We start from the raw sequence: 10,258 nt of genomic DNA on the forward strand, positions 1-10,258 counted from the left end.
TCCGGGCCGCTTCCCCGGCCTGTTTTCCCGCTGCGGCGGGCTGCTGCTGCTCAGGGAACGGGATCGTGGAGGAGGCGGCGCTCCCGGTCCTCCGGCCTCGCCGCGGGGATCTGCCCCGGACACCGGAACGGCGGCCGCCCGAACCGGTGAGGCGCCCGCTTTCTGAACCCGTTCAAGAATGTCGCCCCGTGGAATGCGACCATGAGTTGTCCCCCTGCACAGTGGTCGGTGTGCGTGACCGTCCGCGACAGTCGCAGGTCCCCTGTCGCCTCGGGTCCAAAAGTGGTCGGCACCCAGTAGATACGCAGACCCCGGCGGGACTCAAGGACCCTCCGATAAGTCATGACGACTTTTCGATGTTTCGAACTGGAGCACGGTTGCCGACCTCGGCCTGCTCCCCAAAGCTCCTGGCCACAGGCCCTCCGCCGGGCCCCGAGGGCGCCGGCCCCGCTTCCCGCACCCGCCCGATCCCCCTCCTTCGGGCGGTTTCGCCCCGCTTCGCGGAGATCACTTCTCGCCAACCTCAAGGGAACCTCAAATTACCGCAAGTGACGATTGCCGGAAACCTGGGGGCATCAGGCGCGATCTGGTGCTCCGCGGCGCCCGTACCTAGACTTGGGGAATTCAGGCGGGCAGCTTGAGGAAGGTCTGGGATGGATTGCAGAGTGGCTACACCCAGTTCATTCGCGCAGGCGACACCGGATGTTCAGGATTGTTCCGACGGCCTTGACGCGCCATTAATTGACTTCACCGAGAACATCTTCCGGAGTCTCCGCAGGACGGATCAGCGCAGATGGGCGCGGGCCTACCTGGCGGGAGTGCTCCGCACCACCGGCAAGAAGTCCGTCCGCCGCCTGGCCGGCGCCATATCCTCCTCCCCCACCGCCGTGCACTCCCTCCGGCAGTTCATCAATCTCAGCCCCTGGGACTGGAATCCGGTCATGCAGGAGCTGACCCGCTGGGCAGACGGCCACGGCCCGGCACCGCACTGGGTACTCGCCCGCGCGCTGCTGCCCAAGCGCGGCGACCGCTCGGTCGGGGTCCGCTCCTGGTTCGACCCCGCCTCCGGGCGCAGCGTCAACTGCCAGGTGGGGCTCGGGGCGTTTCTCTGTCTCGGCGGTGTCCAGGTGCCGGTGGAGTGGCGGCTGCTGCTGCCGGAGTACTGGCTGGCCGACGAGCAGCGGCGGCGGCGCGCGCGCATACCGGAGGACGTGCGCCACCAGCCGGGGTGGGCGCACGCGCTGGAGTTACTGGACGTGCTGGCGGCCCGCACCGGCGGGAGCGGGGTCCCGGTGATCGCCGACATGAGCGACGCCCCCGACACGGGCCGGCTGCTGTCCGGGCTGCTGCGCCGCCGGTACGACTTCGTGATCGCCGTGCCGCACCACCTTCCGGTGCTCCGCACCGGCGAGGGCGGTACGGCCGCCGCGCCCGCCCCGGCCGGGGCCGTGGCCACCGCGCACGGTTCCGGCACCGTGGAGACCGTGCTGGTGACCGCCCCGGACGGACGGCAGCGCATCACCCGGGTGCAGACCTCCCCGGTCCGGCTGCCCGGAGTGCCCCACCAGCCGTCCTCCGGTCCGTCCTGCCGGCTGTTCGCCGAGGTGTTCCCGGCCAGCCGGCCCGGCCTGGTCTGGATCACCAGCCTCACCGGCACCGGGCTGGACCGCCTGGCCTCACTCGCCGAGCTGTGCACGGCCACCGCCGCCACCCTCACCGACATGGAACGGGAGTTCGGGCTGCACGATTTCGAGGGACGGTCCTTCCCCGGCTGGTACCACCACATGACCCTGGTCTCGGCCGCCTGCACCTACCGGCGGCTCAGCGCGTTGTCCTCCTACGCGGGCGTGGCGTCCTGACCCGCGGTGACCGCCGCCGGTGAGGGGCCCGCACTCGCCGGCGGCGGTCAGCCGCGGCGGATCACGATGTCGCCGCGGGAGGTGACGGCCCGCACGTCGACCGTCTCCCCGGCGTCGCCGGGGCCTTCGGACGGCGTCATGAAGTTGTGCACACTGCCCGCCTTCGTCCGCACGGCCAGAAGTGCCGCGGTGCCGGGGCGGACCCCGATCTCGATCTGGCCGCTGGAGGTGCCGAGCACCACCTGGCCGCGGATCACCCGGTCCACCCGGATGTCGCCGTTGGCGGTCCGCGCGTCGACGGCGGCATGTGCGGTGCCCACCGTGATGTCGCCGTTGGCCGAGCGGACCCGCACGTCGCCGGCGGCCTCCCGGACCAGGCTGTCACCGTTGGAGTTCTTGACCGCCACCGGCCCGTCGACGGTGCCGAGCCGCACCGTGCCGGACCCGGAAACCGCCTCCGCCGGGCCCTCGATCCGCTCCGCCAGCACATCGCCCAGGGAGGTGGCCGCGGTGAGCGGGCCGGTCTCCTGGAACCGCAGGTCCCCGGTGGAGGTCCGGACCTGGCACTCGCCCAGCCGGCCGGTGCACCGGAAGGCCGCCGTCTGCGCGACCGCGCGCAGCTGGGAGCCGGCGGGCAGCTCGATCACCACGTCCACGGAGCCGATCCGGCCGAACAGCGGGCGCGGCCGGGGCCCCCGCACGGTCAGCCGGCCGGCCGCGTACTCGACCTGGGTCTGTTCCGCCGCCTTGGTGTCCGCCTCGCTGCCGGGGTCGCTGGGGCGCACCTCCACCACGGTGTCGGGGCGGTCGCCGGCATCGAGACGGGCGTCCCCGACCGCGAGGTCGATGGAGACCGAGATGGCCGACGGCGTCTCGAAAACTGGCATGTCCGCCTTTCTGGGAACCGGGCGGACATGGTCTCCGCCGTCGGATCGCTGCTGGTGCGGTACGGCTTCGCGGCCGGGTTTCCCGGCGGGCCGCCGCGGGGAAACAGCGGGAAAGCCTGCGGGAAGGCCCGCCGGGAATGCGCGCGGGCATTCGCCGCCTCGCCCCGCGGTGCGGCTAGGTCACCCATCCGGTGAAGTGCGCACCGCCGCGCGGGGCCCGCCGCTCCGGGCGCCGGTTCTGGTTGTCGTATTCGAGCACCGCGGACACGGCGCGCACCAGCCAGGAATTGACCGACATGCGTTCCCGGCCGGCGGCTTCCTCGATACGGGCCTTCAGATGCTCCGGCGGGCGGAAATTGATACGGGAGGTGGCGCCGTCCTCGCCGTTCACCGTGGTGGCGGAGAGCGGCGGCAGGGAGGGCCCGCCGGGGCCCAGGAGCCCGCGCTCCTCCTCGGGCGGCTCGTCGAACTCCCCCTCCCCGGGGGGTGGCGTCACCAGGAAGACGGGTTCCAGCCCGCGCAGCCGGACCTCCACCGAGCCCGGCGCCAGATCACGGGTGATCTCGTCGGCCGCGGCCGAGACCACGTCGAGCAGGACCAGCCGGACCGCGGAGGTGAGCGGCGCCACCAGGCGCTCGGCGGCCTCCCGCGCGGTCTCGTCCCCCGCCTCGGCAGCCACCAGCAGCTCCTGGCGCAGGGTGTCGACGTACCGCTTCAGGTCCATGATGCCATAGTTGCACCATATTGGCGCCATGCGCAACCGCGCCGGGGCGGGGGCGTGTCCCGTCGACGGGACACGCCCCCGCCCCGGCGGGAGGCGACGGCGGACGCCCCGGTGCCGACGTTCCCGCAAAAGACCGGCCACCGGCCGGCTGCCGGCAGCCGCAGCTTTACTGTTCACCGAATCCCGGGCGCCGGGTATATTCAAGATCGGCCAGAAAGCGAAACTGCATATCCAGGACCGGCGGTGCGTCCCCGTGAAAACCGCGGCCTGTGACAGGAATTGACCGCCTGGCCGACCATCCGAGGCGTCCGCAGCCCTTTCTCCACGCACTCTTTCCCAGACGTCCGCCCGAAACCCCCGAGACGCCGAAGAATGCCGTGGCACCGAGAATTCATCAGCAATGAATCCAGCAGCCAGGAGGTTCTCAGATGCCCATGTCACCGGCCCGGAGGTCCCCCGTCTCGTCCCGGGCGGCGGAGCTGACGAGCAGCGGCCTGGTCGAGGTCTTCATGCTGGCCCGCACCGCGAACGCCGTGGACCTGGCGATCGGCACCCCCGGCCACCCCGAGCCGCCGGCCGCCATGCTGGCGGAGGCCGCCCGGGCGCTGCGGGAAGGGCACAACCAGTACGAGCACCCCTCGGGCAATCCGCTGCTGCGCCGCCGGATCGCCGAGCTGCTGACCGTCCCGGCCGACCCCGAGACCGAGATCACGGTCACCGCCGGGGCGACCGAGGCGCTGTACGTGGCCCTGCTCTCCACGGTGGACGCCGGTGACGAGGTGGTGGTGTTCACCCCGGGCTTCGACCAGTTCGCCGCCGCCGTCCGCCTGGTCGGCGCCCGCCCGCGGTTCGTGCCGCTGCACGCGCCGGAGTGGCGCTGGGACCCGGCCGAACTGGCCGCCGCGTTCGGCCCCCGCACCCGGGCCGTCCTGCTGAACACCCCCGCCAACCCCACCGGCCGGGTGCTCGACCGCACCGAGCTGGACGAACTGGCCGGGCTGTGCGAACGCTGGAATGCCACCGCGATCAGCGACGAGGTGTACAGCGCCTTCGTGTTCGACGGGCGCCGCCACCTCTCGGTCGCCGAGGTGCCGGGCCTGGCCGGACGCAGCGTGGTGGTGGGATCGCTCTCCAAGAGCCACGCGGTGAGCGGCTGGCGGGTCGGCTTCCTGCGCGCCGACCGCACCCGCAGCGAGGCGTTCCAGCGCGTGCACCAGCTCACCACGCTGGGCACCGCGGCCCCCCTGCAGTTCGCCGCCGCCCACGCGGCGCTCTCCGCCGATCCGGCGGAAGCCTGCGCGCAGATGGCCGCCCGCCGCGACCTGGCCCAGGCGATGTTCTCCCGGCTGGGCATGAAGTTCGCCCCGGTGGAGGGCGGCTGCTACGTCTTCGCGGACATCGGTCCGCTCACCGGCGGCCACGAGGAGTGCCTGCCCTTCATCCGCCGGCTCCACGAGCGGACCGGGGTGGTGCTGGCGCCCGGCACAGCCTTCTTCGCCGACCCCGCCCGCGGCTCCCAGTACGTCCGGATCGCCTTCAACAAATCGCTGGAGACCCTGCGGACGGCCGAGCAGCGGCTGTCGGCCCTCTGACCCGGTACCGCCGGCCCACCACGGACACCACGGCCAGAACGGAGGACGACATGCGGCAGATCAGCGGCGGCCGGCTGGGGCCGCTGCCGGAGTTCCTGGACCACGACGACGGCCGGGACGTGGTCCCGGTCGTCACCCCGGCCGGGGACCCGATGTGGCTGGTGTGCGACTACGCACTGGGCCGCCGGGTGCTGACGGACCAGAGGTTCAGCCGGGCCGAGGCCGCCGCGCCGCACGCCCCGCAGATCATCGACGCCCAGCCGGTGCCGGACTCCATCGCCAGCCTGGACGGCGCCGAGCACAGCCGGCTGCGCCGCATCGTGGCCGGGGCCTTCAGCACCGGCAAGGTCGCCGCCATGGCCCCGGACATCGAGCGGCTGGCCGGACGGCACCTGGACGCCATGGCCGCCGCCGGACCCGGCGCCGACCTGATCGAGGGCCTGGCCGCGCCCCTGCCGCTGGCCGTGCTGTGCTCGCTGCTCGGCGTCCCGGAGGAGGACAGCGGCACCTTCCGCACCTGGGTGGAGGTGCTGTTCGACATCTCCGCCAGCAGCCCGCGGGAAAAGGCCCGCCGGAGGCTGGAACTCGCCCACTACATGGCCGACCTGATCGAGCTCAAGCGCCGCAGCCCGCAGGACGACCTGCTCACCGCCATGGTCGGGGCGCACGACCGCGGTGAGCTGACCATGAGCGAACTGCTGGCCCTGGGCCTGGCCCTGCTGATGGCCGGCTACGAGACGACCGTCGCCCAGATCGGCCTGTCGGTGCTGTTCCTGCTCTCCGAGGCGGACGGCTGGCCCGGCCTGGTGCGCCGGCCCGACCGGCTGCCCGCCGTGGCCGAGGAACTGCTGCGGCTGACCCCCTCCACCCCGGTGAGCTTCTCCCGGGTCGCGCTGGAGACCGTCCCGCTCGGCAGCGTCACCGTCCGGGCCGGGGAAGCCGTCCTGGTCTCGCTGCTGCACGGCAACCGGGACGGCGGCGCCTTCCCGGACCCCGCCCGGCTGGCGCCGGACGGGCACGACGCCATGCATCTGACCTTCGGCCACGGCCTCCACCGCTGTGTCGGTGCGCCGCTGGCCAGACTCCAGCTCCGCCTGGTGCTGGAGCACCTGATCCGCCGCTTCCCGGCCCTGCGGCTGGCCGCCGGCCCCGACTCGGTGGCCTGGAAGGACGGCATGGGCACCCGCGGCCTGTCGCGGCTCCAGGTCGCCTGGTGAACCGCCCGCGCCCCAGCACACCCGTGAACGCCCCTCAGCCGAAGTGAAGTGAGGATTCCCGTGTCCGGTGAGAACGGCCTCAGCGATGCCCGGCCCGCAGGGAAGCCCGGCGCCCCCCGGACGGCGGACACCGCGCCGCCACGGCCCCGGCCGGGCGCGCACGGCCGGACGGAGTTCCGCAGCCGCGCGCTGCCCTGGGTGCTGTCCGGCTCCTCCCCGGCGGCCCTGCGCGCCCGGAGCGGCCAACTGCTGGCGCACCTGGCCGGGTCACCGGCCGCCGCCGGCGGCACGGCGCCCGGCGGCACGGACGCCGGTCTGGGCCTGTCGCTGGCCCTGGCCGGCGACCCCGGCACGCACCGGGCGGTGCTGCTGGCCGAAGGCCGCGAGGAGCTGACCGCCCGGCTGTCCGCGCTGGCCGAGGGACGGCGCTCCGCCGGGCAGATCACCGGCACCGCCGCCGCCCGCCGGGACCGGGCGGTCTTCGTCTTCCCCGGCCAGGGCTCGCAGTGGGCCGGGATGGCGGCCGATCTGCTGGACGGCTCGGACGTGTTCCGGGCCGCCGTGGAGGCCTGCGCGCAGGCGCTCGCCCCGCACGTGGAATGGTCCCTGGAGGAGGTGCTGCGCGCGGTGCCGGGCGCCCCCGCCCTGGACCGCGACGACGTGGTGCAGCCCGCCCTGTTCGCGGTCATGGTGGGCCTGGCCGAGCTGTGGCGGTCGTTCGGCGTGGAACCCGCCGCCGTGGTCGGGCACAGCAACGGCGAGATCGCCGCGGCCGTGGTCGCGGGCGGGCTGTCGCTGGCGGACGGCGCCCGCGCGGTGGCGCTGTGGAGCAGGGCACAGGCCCGGCTGGCGGGACAGGGCGCGATGATCTCGGTGCCGCTCCCGGCCGCCGGTGTCGAACCGCTGCTGGCCCGGTACCCCGGGCGGCTGGCGCTGGCCGCGGTCAACGGCCCCGGGCTGGTGGTGCTCTCCGGCGACCGGGACGTGGTGGACGGCGTGCTCGCGGAGCTCACCGCGGACGGGGTGCGGGCCAGGCGCATCCCGGTGGACGTGGCCGCCCACTCGCCGCACATCGAGCGGCTCCGCGAGGAACTGCACACCGCCCTGGCGCCGCTGCGGCCGCGCACCGGGACCGTGCCCTTCCACTCCACGGTGACCGGCGGACCGCTGGACACCCGCACGCTGGACGCCGGTTACTGGTACCGCAATCTGCGCAGCACCATCGCCTTCGAGCCGGTGGTGCGCGCGCTGGCGGACCACGACTGCTTCATCGAGATCAGCCCGCACCCGGTGCTCACCATGGCCCTGGGGCAGACCCTGGACGCCGCCGGCTCCGCCGCCGTCGTCACGGGCTCGCTGCGCCGCGGCGAGGACGGGCCGGCCCGTTTCCTGACCGCGCTGGCCGAACTGCACACCGCCGGCGCCGCGGTGGACTGGCGCCCGGCCTTCCCCGCCGGCACCTCACCCGTGGCGCTGCCGGAACCGGCGGACGCCCCGCCGGAGCCGGAGGGGCCGGGCCGGGAAGGGGCGGAGCGGCCGGACACCGCACGGCACACCGAGCAGTCCGGTCCGCCGTCCGGCCCGCAGGACACCGTCCCCGCGGACGCCGACGCCCTGAGGGAGCTGGTGCTCTCCGAGACCTCCCTGATCCTCGGCCGGGCGGCCGGCGGCGTCCGGCCCGGCGCGGTGTTCCGGGAACTGGGCATGGACTCGGCCACCGCACTGGAGCTGCGCAACCGGCTGGCCGCCGCCACCGGCCTGCGGCTGCCCGCCACCCTGGTCTTCGACCACCCCACGCCGCAGCGGCTGGTGGACCACCTGGTGGCCCGGCTGACCGGCGGCGAGAGCGGCCCGGCGCCGGTACGGCCCGGCCGGCGCCGGGCACCGGACGCCGACGACCCGGTGGTCATCGTCTCGATGGCCTGCCGGTACCCCGGCGGGGTGGCCTCGCCCGAGGACCTGTGGCAGCTGCTGATGGACGAGCGGGACGCCGTCTCCGGCTTCCCCGACAACCGCGGCTGGTCGCCCGACACCCTCCCCGGCGGCGGCGCCTTCCCGCGCCAGGGCGGGTTCCTCCACGACGCCGACCGGTTCGACGCCGAGTTCTTCGGCATCAGCCCCCGGGAGGCGGCGGCCATGGACCCGCAGCAGCGGCTGGTCCTGGAGACCTCCTGGGAGGCGATCGAGCGGGCGGGCATCGACCCGGGCACGCTGCGCGGCAGCAGCACCGGGATGTACCTGGGCGCGATGGCGCAGGACTACGGGCCGCGGATGCACGAGGCGGACGACGCCTCGGGCGGGTATCTGCTCACCGGCACCTACACCTGTGTGGCCTCCGGCCGGGCCGCCTACACCCTGGGCCTGGAGGGCCCCGCGGTCACCGTGGACACCGGGTGCTCCGCCTCGCTGGTCGCGGTCCATCTGGCGGCNGACCGGGCGGCTGCTGACCGAACTCGCCCGGGCGGCCGGCACCGGCGACGGCGACGGCGACGGCCCGGCGGCCGGGCGGTCCGCGCGGGCCGCCGCCCCGGAGGCCGGCGCCGCCGACGACCCGGTGGTGATCGTCGGCATGGGCTGCCGCTACCCCGGCGGCGTCCGCTCCCCGGAGGACCTGTGGGAGCTGGTCACCGCGGGCACCGACGCCATCGGCCCGTTCCCCGCCAACCGGGGCTGGGACATCGAGGCGCTGTACGACCCCGAGCCCGGCCGCCCGGGGAAGACCTACACCCGGCACGGCGGGTTCCTCTACGACGCCGACCGGTTCGACGCCGACTTCTTCGGCATCAGCCCCCGGGAAGCGCTGGACATGGACCCGCAGCAGCGGCTGCTGCTGGAAACCGCCTGGGAGGCGATCGAGCACGCCGGGATACCCCCGCACTCCCTGCACGCCACCCGCACCGGGGTGTTCAGCGGCGTGATGTACAGCGACTACACCTCCCGGCTGCACACCGGGAGTGCGCTGAGCGTGGTGTCCGGCCGGGTCTCCTACGCCCTGGGTCTCCAGGGGCCGGCCATCACCGTGGACACCGCCTGTTCCTCCTCGCTGGTCGCGGTCCATCTGGCGGCGCAGGCGCTGCGGGCCGGGGAGTGCGACCTGGCGCTGGCCGGCGGGGTGACCGTGATGACCTCACCCGAGCTGTTCATCGAGTTCAGCAGGCAGCGCGGGCTGTCCGCCGACGGACGCTGCCGGTCCTTCGACGATGCGGCGGACGGCACCGCCTGGGGTGANGCCACGCCCGGCCTGTTCGTGGAGTTCGCCCGGCAGCGCGGGCTGGCCCCGGACGGGCGCTGCAAGGCGTTCTCGGACTCGGCGGACGGCACGGGCTGGGGTGAGGGGGTGGGGGTGGTGCTGCTGGAACGTCTCTCCGACGCCCGCCGCAACCACCACCCCGTCCTCGCCGTCATCCGCGGCTCCGCCATCAACCAGGACGGCGCCAGCAACGGCCTGTCCGCCCCCAACGGCCCCGCCCAGGAACGCGTCATCCACGACGCCCTGACCACCGCCCGCNTCCGCCCCCAACGGCCCCGCCCAGGAACGCGTCATCCACGACGCCCTGACCACCGCCCGCCTCACCCCCGCCGACATCGACGCCGTCGAAGCCCACGGCACCGGCACCACCCTCGGCGACCCCATCGAAGCCCAAGCCCTCCTCAACACCTACGGCCGCCACCACACCCCCGACCGCCCCCTCCACCTCGGCAGCCTCAAATCCAACATCGGCCACACCCAAGCCGCCGCCGGCATCGCCGGCATCATCAAAATGGTCCAGGCCATCCACCACGCCACCCTCCCCAGAACCCTCCACCTCACCACCCCCACCACCCACGTCGACTGGACCACCGGCCACATCCACCTCCTCACCCAGCCCACCCCCTGGCCCACCACCCCCCACCCCCGCCGCGCCGCCATCTCCTCCTTCGGCATCAGCGGCACCAACGCCCACCTCATCCTCGAACAACCACCCCACCCCACCCCCGA

5 protein-coding genes and 2 pseudogenes are annotated in these 10,258 nt (G+C 74.1%); 5 read left to right on the forward strand and 2 right to left on the reverse strand.

Translation table 11 applies throughout. From position 1 onward, the window contains the following. Positions 1–665 precede the first annotated feature (665 nt). Positions 666–1,859: a transposase gene (locus GQS09_RS14040; RefSeq protein ID WP_313896136.1), complete on the forward strand. Its 1,194-nt coding sequence runs from the start codon at positions 666–668 to the stop codon at positions 1,857–1,859. A 47-nt stretch (positions 1,860–1,906) separates the two neighbouring features. Here GQS09_RS14040 and GQS09_RS14045 read toward each other — a convergent pair whose 3' ends face one another. Beyond that, on the reverse strand, positions 1,907–2,746 hold the full coding sequence (locus GQS09_RS14045) for a DUF4097 family beta strand repeat-containing protein (RefSeq protein ID WP_165986388.1): 840 nt from the start codon (positions 2,744–2,746) through the stop codon (positions 1,907–1,909). Positions 2,747–2,921: 175 nt separating this feature from the next. Continuing rightward, positions 2,922–3,470, reverse strand: a complete 549-nt coding sequence (locus GQS09_RS14050; protein WP_165986389.1) for a hypothetical protein — start codon at positions 3,468–3,470, stop codon at positions 2,922–2,924. A gap of 428 nt (positions 3,471–3,898) precedes the next feature. Here GQS09_RS14050 and GQS09_RS14055 point away from each other — a divergent pair, with 428 nt between their 5' ends. The 4 genes and pseudogenes from GQS09_RS14055 to GQS09_RS29465 all read left to right on the forward strand — a co-directional run. Continuing rightward, complete coding sequence (locus GQS09_RS14055; protein ID WP_207957813.1) at positions 3,899–5,062, forward strand: pyridoxal phosphate-dependent aminotransferase; 1,164 nt, start codon at positions 3,899–3,901, stop codon at positions 5,060–5,062. A gap of 50 nt (positions 5,063–5,112) precedes the next feature. Next, positions 5,113–6,279: a cytochrome P450 gene (locus GQS09_RS14060; RefSeq protein WP_165986390.1), complete on the forward strand. Its 1,167-nt coding sequence runs from the start codon at positions 5,113–5,115 to the stop codon at positions 6,277–6,279. Between the two features lie 363 nt (positions 6,280–6,642). Further along, positions 6,643–8,649, forward strand: a pseudogene (locus GQS09_RS30370) (acyltransferase domain-containing protein); the annotation flags it as partial. 187 nt (positions 8,650–8,836) lie between these two features. Beyond that, positions 8,837–10,258: pseudogene (locus GQS09_RS29465) on the forward strand (type I polyketide synthase); the annotation flags it as partial.

This window comes from Streptomyces sp. YIM 98790, assembly GCF_011421595.1.
Classification (GTDB): Bacteria; Actinomycetota; Actinomycetes; order Streptomycetales; family Streptomycetaceae; genus Streptomyces.

What these genes read in the sequence shown, in the direction of transcription:
- GQS09_RS14045 (WP_165986388.1), bottom strand. Translation starts at nt 2,746, where the DNA reads ATGCCAGTTTTCGAGACGCCGTCGGCCATCTCGGTCTCCATCGACCTC.
- GQS09_RS14050 (WP_165986389.1), bottom strand. Translation starts at nt 3,470, where the DNA reads ATGGACCTGAAGCGGTACGTCGACACCCTGCGCCAGGAGCTGCTGGTG.
- GQS09_RS14055 (WP_207957813.1), top strand. Translation starts at nt 3,899, where the DNA reads ATGCCCATGTCACCGGCCCGGAGGTCCCCCGTCTCGTCCCGGGCGGCG.
- GQS09_RS14060 (WP_165986390.1), top strand. Translation starts at nt 5,113, where the DNA reads ATGCGGCAGATCAGCGGCGGCCGGCTGGGGCCGCTGCCGGAGTTCCTG.